15 protein-coding genes are annotated in these 18,312 nt (G+C 35.7%); 7 read left to right on the top strand and 8 right to left on the bottom strand.

The window, feature by feature from the left end; genetic code table 11:
- Nucleotides 1-3: 3 nt before the first annotated feature.
- The 3 genes from WFH39_RS03035 to WFH39_RS03025 are packed head-to-tail and all read right to left on the bottom strand — an operon-like array spanning nt 4 to nt 5,016.
- Nucleotides 4-2,589, bottom strand: coding sequence for a DNA gyrase/topoisomerase IV subunit A (locus WFH39_RS03035; protein WP_336688764.1), 2,586 nt, complete (start codon nt 2,587-2,589; stop codon nt 4-6).
- 8 nt (nt 2,590-2,597) lie between these two features.
- Nucleotides 2,598-3,074, bottom strand: coding sequence for a hypothetical protein (locus tag WFH39_RS03030; RefSeq protein ID WP_214589987.1), 477 nt, complete (start codon nt 3,072-3,074; stop codon nt 2,598-2,600).
- Between the two features lie 52 nt (nt 3,075-3,126).
- Nucleotides 3,127-5,016 (bottom strand): DNA topoisomerase IV subunit B, encoded by a 1,890-nt coding sequence (locus WFH39_RS03025; RefSeq protein ID WP_336688763.1) that lies wholly within the window; start codon nt 5,014-5,016, stop codon nt 3,127-3,129.
- Nucleotides 5,017-5,304: 288 nt separating this feature from the next.
- Here WFH39_RS03025 and WFH39_RS03020 point away from each other — a divergent pair, with 288 nt between their 5' ends.
- From WFH39_RS03020 to WFH39_RS03000, 5 genes are all read left to right on the top strand, one after another.
- A complete protein-coding gene (locus WFH39_RS03020) occupies nt 5,305-6,021 on the top strand; it encodes a LytR/AlgR family response regulator transcription factor (RefSeq protein WP_336688762.1) in 717 nt (238 codons plus the stop codon).
- Nucleotides 6,022-6,147: 126 nt separating this feature from the next.
- The gene (locus tag WFH39_RS03015) at nt 6,148-7,308 is read left to right on the top strand and encodes a T9SS type A sorting domain-containing protein (RefSeq protein WP_336688761.1); all 1,161 of its coding nucleotides are present in this window, start codon (nt 6,148-6,150) and stop codon (nt 7,306-7,308) included.
- Nucleotides 7,309-7,578: 270 nt separating this feature from the next.
- On the top strand, nt 7,579-8,796 hold the full coding sequence (locus tag WFH39_RS03010) for a T9SS type A sorting domain-containing protein (RefSeq protein ID WP_336688760.1): 1,218 nt from the start codon (nt 7,579-7,581) through the stop codon (nt 8,794-8,796).
- Nucleotides 8,797-8,830: 34 nt separating this feature from the next.
- Nucleotides 8,831-10,099 carry a T9SS type A sorting domain-containing protein gene (locus tag WFH39_RS03005; RefSeq protein ID WP_336688759.1) on the top strand — a complete coding sequence of 423 codons (1,269 nt, stop codon included), beginning with the start codon at nt 8,831-8,833 and terminating at the stop codon, nt 10,097-10,099.
- Between the two features lie 191 nt (nt 10,100-10,290).
- The gene (locus WFH39_RS03000; RefSeq protein ID WP_235130509.1) at nt 10,291-11,439 is read left to right on the top strand and encodes a methionine aminotransferase; all 1,149 of its coding nucleotides are present in this window, start codon (nt 10,291-10,293) and stop codon (nt 11,437-11,439) included.
- Nucleotides 11,440-11,899: 460 nt separating this feature from the next.
- Here the strand turns inward: WFH39_RS03000 and WFH39_RS02995 are convergent, their stop codons facing one another.
- A complete protein-coding gene (locus WFH39_RS02995) occupies nt 11,900-12,664 on the bottom strand; it encodes an SDR family NAD(P)-dependent oxidoreductase (RefSeq protein WP_336688758.1) in 765 nt (254 codons plus the stop codon).
- Nucleotides 12,665-12,754: 90 nt separating this feature from the next.
- Nucleotides 12,755-13,693: a helix-turn-helix domain-containing protein gene (locus tag WFH39_RS02990; RefSeq protein ID WP_442891697.1), complete on the bottom strand. Its 939-nt coding sequence runs from the start codon at nt 13,691-13,693 to the stop codon at nt 12,755-12,757.
- A 151-nt stretch (nt 13,694-13,844) separates the two neighbouring features.
- Between WFH39_RS02990 and WFH39_RS02985 the strand changes: the two genes are divergently transcribed.
- Nucleotides 13,845-14,000, top strand: coding sequence for a hypothetical protein (locus tag WFH39_RS02985; RefSeq protein ID WP_123956691.1), 156 nt, complete (start codon nt 13,845-13,847; stop codon nt 13,998-14,000).
- 18 nt (nt 14,001-14,018) lie between these two features.
- Nucleotides 14,019-14,177 carry a bacteriocin gene (locus WFH39_RS02980; RefSeq protein ID WP_336688756.1) on the top strand — a complete coding sequence of 53 codons (159 nt, stop codon included), beginning with the start codon at nt 14,019-14,021 and terminating at the stop codon, nt 14,175-14,177.
- A gap of 82 nt (nt 14,178-14,259) precedes the next feature.
- Here WFH39_RS02980 and ychF read toward each other — a convergent pair whose 3' ends face one another.
- The 3 genes from ychF to WFH39_RS02965 all read right to left on the bottom strand — a co-directional run bounded on the left by ychF (nt 14,260) and on the right by WFH39_RS02965 (nt 18,105).
- A complete protein-coding gene (gene ychF / locus WFH39_RS02975) occupies nt 14,260-15,351 on the bottom strand; it encodes a redox-regulated ATPase YchF (protein WP_076389871.1) in 1,092 nt (363 codons plus the stop codon).
- Between the two features lie 151 nt (nt 15,352-15,502).
- Complete coding sequence (locus tag WFH39_RS02970) at nt 15,503-17,458, bottom strand: AAA family ATPase (protein ID WP_336688755.1); 1,956 nt, start codon at nt 17,456-17,458, stop codon at nt 15,503-15,505.
- A 95-nt stretch (nt 17,459-17,553) separates the two neighbouring features.
- Nucleotides 17,554-18,105 carry a ferritin gene (locus WFH39_RS02965; RefSeq protein ID WP_116098571.1) on the bottom strand — a complete coding sequence of 184 codons (552 nt, stop codon included), beginning with the start codon at nt 18,103-18,105 and terminating at the stop codon, nt 17,554-17,556.
- Nucleotides 18,106-18,312: the final 207 nt, after the last annotated feature.

The following is an 18,312-nucleotide window of genomic DNA, read 5'->3' as shown; positions in this document are numbered from 1 at the left end:
CATTTAATGTTCTGTATTATCATCATTCTGAAACAGATTTCCAATGGTTCCGTCTTCATCAAATCCCGCTGTTGGTTCGGGATCTTCATATACTTCCGGTTCTTCTTCCACAGGTTCAGGAATGTTGATATTAATGGATTTTACTTTGAATTTGGTGAACTGATTTCCGATGGCTTTAATTCCCTTCACGGCAATAAATTCATCGATATTCACTTCTTCCGGCTCTCGTTCTTTGCCCTTGTCCTTTGCGAAAATAATTTCGGCAGTAGCTCCGTTGGCAACAATTACATTTTCAATAAACGATTTTGAATGTTCCGAAGGCATAAAAGTCTGCACATTCGGCGTGTTTTCAAATAAAAACCGTTTGATGAAATAAATATCTTTTTCACCATCGTAATAGATGCAGGTTACCGGCTGATTCGGACGCCATTTTTCCAACACCAGATATTCGTCATCGAAGCGGTTTCCGAGATCAAAGGAAACTAATTTTGCTTCTCCGTTGGTATTGATGGTTAAAATTTTATCATCTCCTTTAAAGCTTCCCAGTAAAGTTCCTCTTCCGTCTGCATTCAGTCTTCTCACGGTATCATCAAACCAGATTCTTCGCGGTGCTAATGTAGAAACGCCTTCTTCTTTCAGATCGACTTTTTTCACGGAGTATTTGGTTACCAGATTTCCTTTGGAATCACGCCCTTTAATCGCGAGTTCTGAGAAATCGATGTCCATTTTATTTTTTCTGATCCTCGGATTGGGTTTCAGAAGAACCGTCACAGTTTCTGCTTCTCCGTTTGGATTTGCCGAAAAATAAAGCACTTCCGATCCTTTTTTATCCGAAGCCAAAGGATAATCTGTATTTCGGGTAACTCCTGTTACAGAAAAACGCTTCATATAATAAGGTCCTTCTCTTCCTTCGCGGTAGATCATGTTGTAGACTGTTCTTTTATCGTTTTTTTTCCAGATCGCAACATGAAGAATATCTTTTCCGATAAACGTTTTCGCCTCTACTTTTACCACTTTCATGCTTCCGTCTTTTCGGAAGGTAATGATGTCATCAATATCCGAACAGTCGAACAGATACTGGTCTTTTTTCAGAGACGTCCCGATAAATCCTTCCTCGAAATTGGCGTAGAACTTTTCGTTGGCAACCGCAACTTTTGTTGCATCAATGGTATCAAAAATTCGAAGTTCAGTTTTTCTCTGTCTGTCTTTACCGTATTTTTTCTGAATGTTCAGATAATAATCTATCGCATACTGAATAAGATTCGCAAGATGATCTTTCACCTGCTCGATCTTACCTTCCAGCGCAGCAATATTCTCTTTAAATTTATCTAAATCGAATCTTGAAATTCTCTTGATTCTGATCTCTGTTAATTTTAAAATATCTTCTTCAGTTACAGCCCTTAAAAGATGTTTTGTATGAGGTTTCAATCCTTCATCGATGGTTTTAAGAACCTCTTCCCAGCTTTTGACCTCTTCAATATCGTGATAAATTCTGTTTTCGATGAAAATTCTTTCCAGTGAAGAGAAATGCCAGCTTTCCTGAAGCTCATGAAGTTCGATCTCCAGTTCTTTTTTAAGCAAAGAAACAGTATGATCCGTGTTCATTTTCAGGATGTCAGAAACATTCAGGAACATCGGCTTATCACCAACAATTACACAGGCATTCGGAGAAATGGTAACCTGACAATCGGTAAAAGCATATAAAGCATCAATCGTTTTATCCGGCGAAACATCATTATGAAGATGGATCAGGATTTCAACTTTATCGGAAGTATTGTCTTCAATTTTTTTGATCTTGATCTTTCCTTTTTCATTGGCTTTAATGATAGAATCAATAAGATCACTTGTCGTTTTTGAGTACGGAAGCTCCGTAATAATGAGAGTGTGTTTATCGTAAGGTGAAATTTTAGCTCTGGCTCTTACCTTTCCGCCTCTGTGTCCGTCGTTGTATTCGGAAACATCCAGATAGCCTGCCGTCATAAAATCCGGGAAAAGCTCAAACTTTTTGCCTTTCAGATACGCTACGGAAGCATTGATGAGTTCATTAAAATTATGCGGAAGAATCTTTGTAGAAAGCCCGACTCCGATTCCTTCCACACCCTGTGCCAAAAGGAGAGGAAATTTTACGGGAAGATCAATCGGCTCGTTATTTCTGCCGTCATAAGATTTTGCCCATTCCGTTGTTTTCGGATTGAAAACCACTTCCAGTGCAAAAGGTGTTAATCGGGCTTCGATATATCTCGCCGCAGCCGCAGAATCTCCGGTGTAGATGTTTCCCCAGTTTCCCTGCGTATCGATCAACAGTTCTTTCTGGCCGATTCCTACCATGGCATCCGTAATGGAAGCATCACCATGAGGGTGATATTTCATGGTATTTCCCACGATATTGGCAACTTTATTGTAACGTCCGTCTTCCAGCTCCCGCATGGAATGCATGATTCTTCGCTGAACAGGCTTAAAACCGTCATAAACGGAAGGAATTGCCCTGTCTAAAATTACATAAGAAGCATAATCCAGGAACCAGTCTTTATACAGCCCTGAAACCTTTTTTAAGCTTTCGCCCTCATGCGAGTATTCTTCTGTTATCATTTAATTTATTAACTCTTTTTCTCTTTATTGGCTTTAACAACCTTGTTTAAGGAGATTTTTAAATCACTAATTTCTCTTTTGGTAAGATACGAAATTTCATATCTTAAAATAGTAGAACCGCTGTTTTTGCTTGAAATCGTAATATAAAGTCTTTTCATCAAAAAGAGATCGATGACCTCAAATTTCTGCAGTTTATATTTCGGAAATTCGTCGCTTAAAGGTTTTTGCAGAAAGGGAATAATATTCCTGTTTCTGAAATGCAGTGCTTCTCCGTCGCTGTCATATTCAAAAATCTGTCTTCCGTTGAAATAGAAGAACAGAATTAAAATGACGGGAACAATAATAAGCAGGAGATTTTCCTGTCCCAGTACTTTAAACCTGTATTCTTCTAAAATATACGCTCCGATACCTCCGACTAAAAGCATTGCCAATAAGGTACTTATGAAGCTGTAAACCGAAGTCTTATTGCGGTTGCTGAGTCTCATATTAATATTTGTATTAGTGGGTTTATTTGTGTTTTTAAGGTAGTTCTTTTAATTAATTTTCATCTATGACTTCACTCAATATGTCTTTTTTATTTATGTCCGGATCTTCAACTACCAGATTTTCAAGAATAAAAGTTTGCCTGTCCGGAGTGTTCTTTCCCATGTAAAATTCAAGAAGCTGATCAATCGTCTGATCTTTTCCTACGACAACAGGTTCCAGACGGATGTCTTTTCCGATAAAATGCTTGAATTCATCAGGAGAAATTTCTCCCAATCCTTTAAATCGGGTGATCTCAGGATTTCTTCCCAGTTCGTTCAGTGCTTTTATCCTTTCCTGTTCTGTATAGCAGTATCGTGTTTCTTTTTTGTTTCTCACCCTGAATAACGGAGTCTGAAGAATATAAAGGTGACCATTCTTGATGAGATCCGGAAAGAACTGCAGGAAAAATGTAATCATCAGCAGGCGAATATGCATTCCGTCGACATCGGCATCGGTTGCTATAATTACCTGATTGTACCGAAGATCTTCGAGACTTTCCTCAATATTCAAAGCAGCCTGAAGAAGATTGAATTCTTCATTTTCATACACTACTTTTTTAGTTAAACCATAACAGTTCAATGGTTTACCTTTTAGGGAAAATACCGCCTGTGTTTCTACATCTCTGGATTTTGTGATGGATCCTGATGCAGAATCTCCCTCGGTAATGAAGATCTGGGTTTCTCCTTTTCTTTCGTTTTTCTGATCGTTGTAATGCTGTCTGCAGTCGCGAAGCTTTTTGTTGTGGAGGGAAACTTTTTTGGCTCTTTCTCTCGCCAGCTTCTGAATTCCTGAAAGTTCTTTTCTTTCTCTTTCCGAGATTAAAATCTTTCTCTGGATCGATTCTGCCACTTCAGGATTTTTGTGTAAGAAGTTATCTAATTTACTTTTCAGGAAATCAATAACAAAAGTTCTTACGGTGGGTCCGTTCGGTCCGATATCATTAGATCCTAACTTTGTTTTGGTCTGAGATTCGAAAACCGGTTCCTCCACGTTAATGGAAACTGCCGCCACAATTGATTTTCTAACGTCGGAAGCATCAAAATTTTTGTTAAAAAACTCACGGATTGTTTTTACGTAAGCTTCTCTGAAGGCATTTAAATGCGTTCCTCCCTGTGTTGTATTCTGTCCGTTAACGAATGAAAAATACGTTTCGGTCTGAGATTTATCGGTGTGTGTAATGGCAACTTCGATATCATTGTCTTTCAGATGAACAATGGGATAAAGAGTTTCGTTTTCCAGCTCTTCATCCAGCAAATCTTTCAGTCCGTTCTCTGAAAAGAAGGTTTTTCCGTTGAAAAGGATTTTTAAGCCGGGATTCAGATACGCATAATTGCGGAGCATTCTTTCAATATACTCTTTTCTGAATTTGAAGTGAAGGAAAATATCCGCATCCGGAATAAAGGAAATCTCGGTTCCGTTTCTGTCTGAGGAGTCTTTTTCTTCAAAATTTTCTGTAATAATACCTCTGGAAAACTCTGCGGCTTTCATCCTCCCGTCACGGAAAGAACGAACGCGGAAATAATCGGAAAGGGCATTAACTGCTTTTGTACCGACTCCATTAAGACCTACGGATTTTTTGAAGGCTTTACTGTCGTACTTTCCTCCGGTATTCATTTTGGAAACCGCATCCACTACTTTCCCCAGTGGAATACCGCGTCCGAAATCACGGATCGTGACTTTTCCGTCGTCTAATTTTATTTCAATTCTTTTACCTGCTTTCATCCTGAACTCATCAATGGAGTTGTCCAGAATTTCTTTCAGTAAAATGTAGATACCATCATCGGCGGAAGACCCGTCTCCCAGCTTCCCGATGTACATTCCGGGACGCAGGCGGATGTGTTCCTGCCAATCGAGGGTTCTGATATTATCTTCGGAATAGATCGGATTTATTTCTTGTGACATATGTAATTTCAGCAAACATACAAAAATACGAAATTGAAGAAAATTATCCGAATATTTTAAGCCGTTTTTTTGTTAATATTCTCCCAATAATGGCATTATTGATAGAGAAAATCTCAATTTAAATTATTCAATATAAAGTGAAAAAAGTATTTTGTTTTATTTTTTTCGTTAAAATTAATGCAGATTATGTTTCAATTTAATAATTTTAATCATAAAAATAAAATATTATCTTATGACTTAGATCATTTAGCTATTAATATAGAAAACTGAAACCAAAACCAAACTCACATGAAAAATAAATTGAATGCCTTCATCATTGATGACAAGGATGATGGCAAATGCATTTCCCGATTACTGAAAAAGGAATTTCCTGAATTTGAAGTGCATCTTCAGAAGAGCGGTATCCTTTTCGAGCCAGATTATTTCAGCAAGAATTCTCCGGATATTTTATTCGTTGATATTCAGTATTTCGACGATAAGAGTGCGGAAATACTGATGAAGCTGAAAGAAAATGATTTCCCCGTTATATTGGTTACGGAATCTGAAAAATCGGCCATTCAGGCTATAAAAAAAGGGTTTATCCGATATGTTTTTAAACCTTTAAAAAATCTGGATTTTGTTCTCACCGTTAATAAAGCACTTGAAAAATTCAGAAAAAATAAAGCTTCTCATTCTGCAGGTTCTCAAAACAAAATTAATCTTCCCACCCTGCAAGGCTTTAAGCGGGTAAATATTGATGAAATTATCCGTTGCGAAGCAGATTCCAACTACACTTCTATTTACCTTTCCGATAAAAGCAAAGTAATGGTTTCGAAAACCTTATGCGATTTTGAAAAAAATCTTTCAGAATATAATTTCTTCAGAATTCATCATAAGCATCTCATCAATCTGGAACATCTGAAAGAATACATCAAAGGAAAAGGCGGACAGGTTGTAATGGCAGACAATTCTGTACTTGATGTTTCTATCCGAAAGAAAAATGAGTTTCTTCATAAAATGGCTTAAAATTCACACATGTTTGAATAATCTATACACTTGCTCATTTGTTGGTTACAGTTAATCACTTCAAATAGGCTGTTTTGTAATGCTTTACTATTTTTGAGGACAATCCAATCATTAAATATTATCATTATGAAAAAAAGTCTATTACATGCAAAAAATCTTTTTGCAGCAGCAATGATCTTTTCAGGAGGTTTAGTAAATGCACAACAATGGCTAACGACAGGAAACGCAGGAACTACTGCAGGAAACTATGCCGGAACAACAGGAGCAACCGCATTTTATCTTAGAACGAACGGAACTGCAGCGGTTCCCGGACAGGCGATTCTTAATGAATTCGGAAGCTTTATTGTAGATGGAGACAACAATACCAACATTGTAAAATCCAAAGGAAATATTGTCGCCGGTGCAGGTAACACTATCGGAGCAGGATCCGGAAGTTCATTGGTAAGCGGCTGGGGAAATAATTTGGCGGCTGCAGCAGGAGCCAATCTGGTGAGCGGACAGGACAACGTTGTATTGAATAATGCAAGTAAATCTGTTGCTTTAGGGTGGAAAAACGTCATCAGGAATGCCAATCAGTTTGCGATTGGGGTAGGAATTGATCTCGGAAACTTTTATTCGGGAGGATTCGGGATTGATCTTGCAGCAACCGGTGACCGTTCTTTTGTCATCGGATCCGGAACGGGCGGAACAAAACTAACGAACAGTATTCCGCGTTCTATTATGTTTGGTATGTCACCAACTTCCACAATGCTGATCGTAGACCAATATGTCGGTGTAAGAACAACGGCTCCTACGGCTAATTTTCATACTGTAGGAACAGTGCGGCTTCAGGGGCTTCCTAATGGATCCGGAAGAGCATTGGTTGTGGATAATGACGGAAATGTGATGGTGGCAACAAGTACGATTACACGACAAGCAAATAATGAAAACGATTATCAGATCCAGATTGATGAATTGAAAAATGAAATTAAAGAGCTTAAAGAACTGCTGAAACAAAATAAAATGAGCGTTGATATGAGCTCAGAAGCCCATGAAGCAAAATTATATCAAAACGCTCCTAATCCCGGAAAAGGCGAAACAATCATCAAATATTATCTTCCAAAAGATACCAGAAATGCCTCCATTGAAATTTATAATGCTTCAGGGCAGATGATAAAGACCATTTCCTTAAAAGAAAAAGGAAACGGAAGCATCAATCTTTCAGGAATGAGAGGCGGTTCTTATGTTTACAGCCTTATTGCAGACGGGAAAATTGCAGACTCAAAAAAAATGCTGATTCAGGAATAGTTAATGGTCTTAGATATTTTTTAATAAATGTTAAAAGCTGTCTTCGGACAGCTTTTAACATTTATTAAAAAATACTTCACACTTACTCAAAATCTTCCCACACTTACTTAATCACCTTAGTGTGATATTATTTTAAATGATACTTTTAAACTATTAACTACATGTAGAAAATAAAACAAACTAAAAGGTGAAAACCAAAATGTATTATTCATTGAGTATTAATTCTTAAAGTTTTTGTTGGTTTTTGATGTATAAAATCAATTTCGCATCATGGTAAGAATGTATTTTTTAACTCTCTGTTTTCTATTAGGAAGCGTCATGCTTTTCGGGCAAAATCCACCCTGCTCAGATTTTAATGATCCTGTAAATCCTTACGGAAACTGGGCTCCTGCTGCACCGCCCAACGGAAACGTTAGTGTAGGCGTAGATTCTCCCAATCCGCTTGACGGATCACAGTTTCTTGTTATTAAGGATAAATCCGGAGGTTCCTGGTATCAGAACTGGAAAGATTATCAGAATCTGGGAAAATATTTTCTGGGTCAGTGTATTTACTTTGATTTTTATCTGGAAAACGACAGTGGTTATGGATTGCCTTATCATCCGTACATTACTATTTCCGACGGAACCAACAGTGCGACGTTTGTTGCGAGCGTAACAGTAACTCCGGGAAGCGGATGGGTTCGTATAAAAGCGCCTATTCAGCTTTCCAGCGGCGGTGTTCTTCCGAGCAATTCCGACGGAGCATGGACGATGAGTCCCGTTAATGCAGCGGTTTTTGATAATATCATCATGAATACTCAGGTTATTGCAATTACTCCGGATATTACTTCTACACAACAGGAAGTTATGTATTTTGATAATATTTGTGTAAAACCTTGTGAAGGCTGTAACGAATGTAACTCTAACTTTAAAATCCAGACCACAACCAGTACATCCGGAAATTATACCACAGCTCAGGTATTTTTAGAAAGCACCAACTCTCCAAGCATGTATAAGGTAGACTGGGGCGACGGAACGACAGGCAACGTACTTACTTCGCATACCTACAACACACCGGGAAGCTACACAGTCTGTGTGACTCAGCTTCAGGGAGACGTACCTAAATGTAAAACCTGCATTTCAATCTGTATTCCGAAACCCGCAGAAGGCGGAAATGCCAGAAATTCGGCTAATCTGAAATCTCCTCTGAAAGATGTGGCAGATGCAGCAAGAGCAGAATCCGGAACAGCCAGCCAATTGGATTATGATCTGGTTCCCAATCCTGCAAAAAATTATGTGGATGTACAGACTAATCTAGCAAAAAGAGGAAATGTAACCATCAGAATAATGGATGCTTCCGGAAAAATTCTGATCAGTAATTCTGAAACAGTGGATAGCGGAAAACAAAGCATCAAGATTAATACAGAGAAACTGATTCAGGGAACCTACATCGTAGAAGTGCAGTCTGATAACAATAAATCTGCACAAAAGCTTTTAATTTCGAAGTAAATTCAGTCAAAACCAACACACAAAATAATATAGCATGAAAACAAATCTAAAAACCGGAGGACTGCTTCTGAGAAGCTTCCAAATCATAAAATCGCAAAGATTACTTTTAGCCATTTTCATCAGTCTGATTTCTTATTCAGAAGTTTCTGCGCATGCTTCTACGATTACAAGAAAATGGTGCGGCGGATTTTTTCACAGAAAATTTGTTGCTCAGGCTCAGACTTCCGCACTTTCTTACACAAAATATGTAACAGGCTATAATTGTATCGGGCAATTTGTAGGATACGGAAATATAGGTTACTGGTCTTCAACCTGCTCCAATGAAAGCAAAGGATGTTCCCGTCCTCAGACAGCCACCTGCAGCAAAAGCGGAACGGTTTACGATCAGGTTTACAATCTTTGTACACTTTCTTTCACAGGTCCCTATGCATATAACAGCTATGCAAAAGCCGAACACCTTACAAGCGGAATTTATCTTACGCAGACTTCCTCAGGCAGAGGTTCTGCAGGACTTACAGGAAGTTATGCTTTAGATGAAAAGAAGTTCTCCAGACTTGTAGATAATGGTACTTCTTTCGGAGAAATTACCGGCGATGTTACGGTGAACGATAATAATCAGCTTGTGGTTACCAAAATGAATGGAAGAATCAGTGTTACTCCGTCAGCAGATTTTTATTCTGACGTAAAAATAGTTGTTATTAAAGAAAACGTTAATATTTCGGATGATGAAGCGCTTGCCAATGAACAGGCTGTCCAAAACGGAACTTATCCCGATGTAGTGTATACCGCAACCGTACATATTTCTAAAAACGGACTTATGTACGACGGAATTTTTAAAAACGGATTTATAAGCAACCAGATTAAAGAATATGCTACCGCACAGGAAAAAGGCGTTTCTTTCAGCAATTTTTCTTCATCGGTTCCTATTAATGTTAATTTAAATGATGACGAAAAGCTTACGCTGGTAACAGTAATGGATGGCGGATTTGATATCAGTACCGCAGTGGTGCAAAAAAATGCAAATACGGCTACGGACAATACTTTATCATTCGAAAGTCCAAAACTTACTCCTAATCCTGCAAAAGATTATGTAGACGTAAATATCAATCTGGAAAAAAGCGAATTGATTACTGTAAGAATCATCAGTTCTTTAGGTAAAATATCTTCTGAAAAATCTCAAATGCTGAACAGCGGAAAACAATCCATAAGGCTCAGCACAGAACAGCTTCTTCCGGGAACTTATATTGTTGAGATAAAATCGTCCTCCAAAACTACTTCGCAAAAGTTACTCATAACGAGGTAATGCAATTCATATCTTCAAAAAAAGCCATCCGGAATCGGATGGTTTTTCTTTGTAAGTTAGTAAAATAGCCTATTCTTGTTCCCATAATCTGAAATTAAAATCTTTTTGTTTTTTGTGATTAATTTAAAACTCTAAATATCGCCTGATTGTAAAAAATAAATTAAATTCGAAACAACAAAAAATAACCTTTAATGATACAACTTCCTTTATCTAAACTTTCCAATGTGGGAACTACGATTTTCAGTCAGATGACACAGCTTGCCAATGAAAATGAAGCCATCAATCTGTCGCAGGGGTTTCCCGATTTCATGCCGGATTCCGAATTGCTGGATCATGTGGATCATTTCATTAAAAAAGGCTTTAATCAGTATGCGCCGATGGGCGGAATGATTGGTTTGAAAGAGGAAATTGCCGGAAAAATTGAAAATTCTCATCAGGCAGTGTATCATCCGGATTCTGAAATTACCGTTACTGCAGGCGGAACTCAGGCTATTTTCACTGCAATTGCGACTTTTGTAAAAAAAGAGGATGAGGTCATTATTTTTGAACCGGCTTATGACTGCTATGAGCCAACCGTAGAACTTTTCGGAGGAATCGTAAAACGTTTCGAGATGAAAGCTCCCGATTATGAAATCGACTGGAATGTTGTGAAAAATTTAATCTCGGAAAAAACAAAGATGATTATCCTGAACAATCCGAACAATCCTTCCGGAAAGATTTTAAAGGAAAATGACATTCAGGAATTAATTAAAATTGTGGAAGGAACTTCTATCCTGATTTTGAGTGACGAAGTCTATGAAAACATTGTCTTTGACGGAAAACAGCATTTAAGCATCTGCAAATATCCCGAACTGAAAAACAGAAGTCTTCTGGTTGCTTCATTCGGAAAACTGTTTCATGTTACCGGCTGGAAAATAGGCTATTGTGCGGCTCCGAAATATCTGACTGATGAATTCAGGAAAATCCATCAGTTTAATGTTTTCTCCGTGAATACACCGATGCAGCTTGCTTTGGCGGAGTATATGAAAAATCCGGATCATTACAATCAGCTGAATCAATTCTTTCAGGAAAAAAGAGATTTTTTAAGACAGGGTTTAGCCAATACTTCTTTTGAATTACTGGATTGCGAAGGAACGTATTTTCAGGCTTTAAAATATGATAAGATTTCTGACAAAAATGATCTTGATTTCGCGCACGAACTCACGATTAATCATAAGGTGGCAAGTGTTCCTTTCTCTTCTTTTTATAAAAACAAACTGAATGAAAATGTAATCCGTTTGTGTTTTGCCAAAAAGCAGGAAACATTAGAAAGAGCTTTGGAAAATTTGTCTAAACTGTAATTTATTTGCCAAAGATTTAGCAAATAAGAAGACTTAAAAAAGCTAATTTAACTAATTTTAATTTGATTGTCCGTTTATTAACCTAAAGCTTCGACAGGCTCAGCTTGACATCGCTAAAAATCAAGCGTTTAGTATTAGAGGTGTCACACTGAGCTTGTCGAAGTGCCTGTTATAAATAATTGATTTTCATATCAGTGCATAGTAATAGGTTGTTTAACGGATATTCAAAAATTTAAATTTAACCACAAAAGATGCAAAAGACTTTATTGGATTTATTTAAAGTATTTCAAAAGTCTGCAAAGAGAAAAATCTTTGATTTTTTTTAAAACTTATGTGCTCTTTTTTCCATTTAAGTAGTAAACTTTAAAAACTAAAGTGTTTGCATCTTTCGCAGTAAAAAAGTTGAAATAAAAAACTGGTGACATTGATAATTTCTGTCACCAGTTTTTTTATTTAAAGATTATAAAAACATTCCACCGGAAGCTTCAATTCTCTGTCCGTTGATCCATCTTGCCTCTTCGGTACACAGGAAAGCCACTATTCCGCCGATGTCGTCGGGAACTCCTGCTCTTCCTAAAGCGGTATTATTGGCAACCATAGCATTGATGTTTTTATCATCCCTTGTTCTTCCGCCGCCAAAATCTGTTTCAATAGCACCGGGAGCCACAACATTGGATTTAATTTTTCTTGCACCCAGCTCTTTTGCCTGATATTTCGTAAGCATATCAATCGCTGCTTTCATAGAACCATATACGGAAGATCCGGGTAACGCAAACCTTGCCAATCCTGATGAAACGTTGATGATTCCTCCGTTTTCATTCATAAAAGGCAAAAACTTCTGAGTCAGGAAAAATACACCCTTGAAATGAATATCCACCATATCGTCCAACTGCTCCTCACTAACCTCCGGAATCGGGCAGTATAAAGCTGTTCCTGCATTGTTGATGAGATAATCGATGTTTCGGCTTCCCGTATTTTCTTCAAGATGATCTCCGACCGTTTTCACAAAAGCATCAAAACTTTTCACCTCTTTTGTATCCAACTGATAAGCAATTGCTTTTTGTCCTAAAGACTGAATTTCTTCTACTACTCTATCCGCTTCTTCCTTATTGGTTCTGTAAGTTAAAATCACATCAAGACCTTTCTGGGCAATTTTAATAGCAGAATTTCTTCCTAATCCTCTGCTTCCACCTGTAATTAGTGCAATTTTTCTTCTTGTTTCCATTATTTAATGATTTATTTTAATGAGACAAAGTTCAGATAATTTACGGTTCAGGCGTTTGCTTTATTCAAACTTAAATTTGCAAAATTCAAATCATGACCGGAATTCCAGTGGAGCGAGAGATGTTTTCTTTTTGAAAAAGTTAGAGAAGTGTGCAATCTCTTCAAATCCGAGAGCGTAGGAAATCTCAGAAACATTCCACTTAGTCTGTTTCAGAAGAATTTTTGCTTCCTGAATAACCCTTTCTGCAATAATTTCCGTAGTGGTTTTTCCTGTACTTTCTTTCAGTTTTTTATTTAAATAATTTACGTGAACCGCCAATCGGTCTGCATAATCTTTTGCCGTTTTCAGCTGCAGTCTCTGATCCGACGATTCTATGGGAAACTGCCTTTCCAACAGTTCTATAAACAGAGAAACAACACGCAGTGAAGCATCATTTGACGTTGATAATTTTGAAGCCGGCTGCAACTTTTGTCCATAATGAATAAGCTCCAGAACATAATTTCGGATAAGATCATACTTAAAAATATAATCGGAATTAATTTCTTTTTTCATCTTATTAAACAGGAGTTCAATTTCGTCTGCCAAATCATCATCAATTTCAAAAAGAGGAACATTTCCCGGCTGAAAGATCGGCAAATCTTCAAGCGTATTGTGTGATTTATCCTTAATAAAAAAATCTTCTGTAAAAACGCAGAAACTCCCCGACTGGAAAGGATCTTCGGGAATCCAGTGATAGGGAACTTTAGGAGTCGCAAATAAAAGCGTATTCCCTTTTATCTGAATAATTTTATCTGCATATTCCGCTCTGTTTCTGCCTCTTATTAAGCTTATCTTGTAATATTTCCTTCTGTTATAAGGCATTTCGGAGGTTGTTTTGATTTTTTCAATCGTTTTGGCGATATCAAAAACATTGAAATGACCAATTTCTTTATGAAGCCCTTTCGGAAAAATGGTTTCGAGATCCGTTCCGAGTTTCGCGGTCATTTCTCTGTAAAAATCATCCAGCGAAGTGTAAGAAGTATGCTGCATTTTTTCCATACCTAAGAATTTGTAAAATTCAAATGTACGGAATATTCTTTCTGAAATCCACAACAATAATTTTATAAATTTATCAAAATAAGGTGATTTATATTGAAATATTTCATAATTTAGCAATTACCAAATTAAAATTTTATTCAATATGAAAAATCAAAATCTATCAAATGGAAAAAAGCTTAATAATAAGCAGCTAAGATCCATCAAGGGTGGACTACAACAATGTGTTGATCCGGAAACAGGACTTTGTAAAGCTTATGGCAGACGTTGTGCAGAACCTGAATGTTTCGAACTTCCTTAATTCTTTAAAATCATCATTATGAAAAATCAAAAGTTACAAAACGGAAAGAAACTGAATAAAAAACAGTTAAAATCTATTACTGGCGGAAAAGAAATATGCACAAATCCTTTTACCAAAGAATGTCTTAAATATGGTATTGGCTGTGTAGAATTAAAATGCCAACTCATTGATTTATAAACTGGTTAATTAAAAAAATAAAAACGCTTCGAAGCAATGCTCCGGAGCGTTTTTCAATATAACTAACTTTAATACTTTATTCTTATACGTTGAATCTGAAGTGCATGATATCACCGTCTTTTACGATGTATTCCTTCCCTTCTACAGAAAGTTTTCCGGCTTCTTTTACTTTTACTTCAGAACCGTAGTTTACGTAATCATCATACTTAATTACTTCTGCACGGATGAACCCTTTTTCAAAGTCGGTATGGATTACACCCGCCGCTTGAGGAGCAGTCCATCCTTTTCCGATTGTCCAAGCTCTAACTTCTTTTACTCCTGCTGTGAAATAAGTCTGTAATTTCAATAAATCATAAGCTTTTCTGATCAGTCGGTTTACTCCCGGTTCAGTAAGACCAAGCTCTTCAAGGAAAATTTCTCTTTCTTCGTAAGTTTCAAGTTCATTGATGTCTGCTTCAATCTGAGCGGCTAAAACAACGACCTCTGCGCCTTCATTTTTAGCCATTTCTTCAATTTTACCAATCCATTCGTTACCATGCTTGATGGAATTTTCATCCACGTTACAAACGTAAAGAACCGGCTTATTGGTTAACAGTTGAACATCTCCTATAATTGATTTCGTAAGATCGTCTGTTGCAAATTCTCTTGCATTTTTACCGTCTTCTAAAAATTTTTGAAGACTCTGAAGTGTTTCATAAGCCAGAACATCTTCTTTTTTACCGGATTTGATGAACTTTTTAGCTTTCTCAACTGCTTTTCCTACCGTTTCAAGATCTTTCAGCTGAAGTTCGATATCAATGATTTCTTTATCTCTTAACGGATCTACTGAACCTTCTACGTGAACAATATTTCCGTTATCAAAACATCTTAAAACGTGGATAATTGCTTCACACTCACGAATATTGGCAAGAAACTGGTTTCCTAAACCTTCTCCTTTACTTGCTCCTTTTACAAGTCCTGCAATATCTACGATCTCTACAACCGCAGGCAAAACTCTTTCAGGTTTTACCAATTTTTCCAGCTCAAACAATCTGTGATCCGGTACTGAAACAGTCCCCAAATTCGGTTCGATGGTACAGAAAGGATAGTTTGCCGACTGTGCTTTTGCGTTGCTCAGACAGTTAAAAAGAGTTGATTTACCTACATTCGGTAAGCCTACGATTCCACATTTCATAACGAAATTTTTATTTTATTTATAATGCTATGTAACCTTTCGGTTTCATATTGTAAAATTCTATGGTTAAGATTAATATTCAAATTGGAGGTTATTCCGATCTGAACTTTCAGCGTGCAAAGATAGTGAAGTTAATTGGATTAAAAAATGATTATCTATAATTAGATCTTTGGATGAAATCATATAAATCTTTAATGATCGAAACAATTTTGGGATTTGTTTTAAAATCATCCCAAGAAATTTCACCCTTTTCAGTCAGCTCAAGAACTTTATAGCTGACCTCGGATTTATTAATGAGCGTTCCATCTGTTTTATCCCATATTTTATTTAACTCTGGAATATCATCTTTAATACTGTTTAATAATTTTCCAATGTAAGAATCTTTATAAGTTGTCTCTTCCTTCTTATTTAACGAGTCTGAAATTTGCTCCTTAATTCTTTGAAAATCTTCATCTTCTCTTAATTTTCTTTTATCACAGAAATTTATTAAAATTTTGTCCCAAACTTTAAACGGTAAAATATTTTCTATTTCTTTATAATCTTTAGTTGTTTGATATTCGAAATTATTATTGCTTTTTGACAATTCTTCATAGACTTTATGCTTTTCATTTTTATAACTTCCATCATAATCAGAAATTAAAAATATTCTATTATTAATTGAAAATGCATTTATTTTTTCTTTTAACTCGACATCATCAAAATTATAATGATCAATGTTACTTCCGGCATATTCAATGAATGCAAATTCAATATCTTCTTTAGGATAAGGCAAATCAAAGGATTTACAATATGCTTTCAAAAATGCTTTTAAATAATTCCTATCTGAAATTCCTTCAACCCAAATCGAGCAGTTCGCAAGAAATACAGAGGAATTTGTAACGCCTAAATATTGTAATGCGGAGTTATCTCCATGATTAACATTTTTAATTATGAATTTGTCTTTTTCTGCTTTATTAAAAAGAAATATCGATATATTGTCTTTCTCAATAGTTAAGTCTAAAAAATGATTGGAATGTGTGGAAATGAAGTAGGTAAGATCTTTTTCCTTAAGATAGTCATTGTTCGTAATTTGCTCTAAAAATAATCGCTGCATTCCCGGATGGAGATTTATTTCAGGTTCATCGATAAATACAATTGATTTATTTTCGCATGTATAAATCTTATACATCAAAATAAATAATGCCTGAATTCCATCTCCTAAATCATGCAGATCATTACTTGTTCCATCAATATAAACGTTAATTAATTCTGAATCATCTTTTCCTTCATGCTTATCGTAAATATTAAACTTAGCAACAATTTCAATCTTTTTTTTATTAAAAAAGTTCTTTGATAAAAACTCTTCGAATCTTTCAAAAGATTCTCTTTTATCTTTTACATCATTTCTAATATTCACAATCTGATAATACAAATCAAGACCTGTAAATATTTCTATATTTTCATCTTTTAAACCATAACTTTTTACAATTGTATCCTTATAAATATCATTTGAAATTTTTGAATATTGAGTTCGCTCTTTTTTCTGAAATATTGAATGAGCAGTTCTTAAAGTCGGAATAAAAACTTTTTTACTTTCACTAAAAAAATTATTAAAAAATGAACTTTTTAAGCTATGTAATAAAGAGTAAATTTCATTTTTACTTTCTCCAGCTAATCTTGTATAATGATAATCTCCATAATAATTATTAGATAAGTTATTATAATGATCAGTCAGAAAACTAAATATTTTAATATTTTCATCAATGCTTTTTAAAATAGAGTTTTGATCTGAAGAATATTCTATATTGCTAAATAAAACTTCTCTTTTATCATTTTGTTCAGAAAGAAAATAAACATTATTATGTACATTGTGCCCTCCAAATTTATTTTCAGCAATGATGCTGTTAAATTTATTGATATTACTCTTGATTAAAGCTTTGTTTTGGTAAAAAACAGTTTTAGCAGTCAACAACTTACGTATCAGTCTACTTTTTCCACTATTATTTGCACCTATAAAAACGTTTATTTTGGATGAATCGACTAATCTTTCAAGACTCTTTTCATTTTCATTATAGTAAGAAGAAAATTCTTCTGCTTTTGGAAAGATTAAATCAAATTTATTGTTCATGCTAATTAGTTTTTACAAAAATAAATAAAGTTAATTTATAAAAAAATCCGTCAGCAATATGACGGATTTCAGTACTTTAATTTCAAAAAAGATTATTAAGGATTATCTCCTGTCGCTTCCTGCGCCAATGGAACGTCTCCCGGAGTTTCCTGTAAAGTTTTATCTAAGGTAAATAAAGATTCATCAGATGCTCTGTCTCCTCCTGCAATTTTTAATTTATCAATTAAATTCTGAGCCAGTGTTTCCTCTTCAATCTGCTCCTGAACAAACCACTGCATAAAGTTCCACGTTGCCCAGTCCTTTTCTTCAAGTGCCATATCTACGATTTTATAAATGGCAGTGGTGTTATCTACTTCATGTTTGAACACCCCTTCAAAACAATCGGTAAGCGATTCCGGATCTGCCGGAGGAGCAGGAATTGCATCTACTTTTGGCTTTCCGCCTCTGTTTAATACATATTCCATGAATTTGATGGAGTGATTTCTTTCTTCCTGAGCGTGTCTGTACAGGAAATTGGCAATTCCCTGATATCCTTTATCGTCTGCCCAGATTCCGTATGATAAAAAGGTGTGTGAAGCGTGAATTTCTTTGTTCATCTGATCGCTTAATGCTTTTTCAATGGAATCGGAAAGTCTTTTGGTATTCATAATAGATATTTTTTGTGATTATGAATCTATGGATACAAAAATGATTCCGAGAAGTTTTTATTTTTAACCAAAAACATTCACAGACATCCACAAACCACTGAATTACAATATTTTAATCTAATAATTTATAGTTATTCTAAAATATGAAGCTGAAGTTTTCAGATAAAAGAAAACTTCCGGTATAAAAACGGAAGCCTTCTCAAAAAA

This window comes from Chryseobacterium sp. MMO-72, assembly GCF_037146035.1.
GTDB lineage: Bacteria > Bacteroidota > Bacteroidia > Flavobacteriales > Weeksellaceae > Chryseobacterium > Chryseobacterium indicum.
The sequence above is the reverse complement of the archived record's forward strand: the minus strand, read 5'-3'. Positions and strand labels throughout refer to the sequence as shown.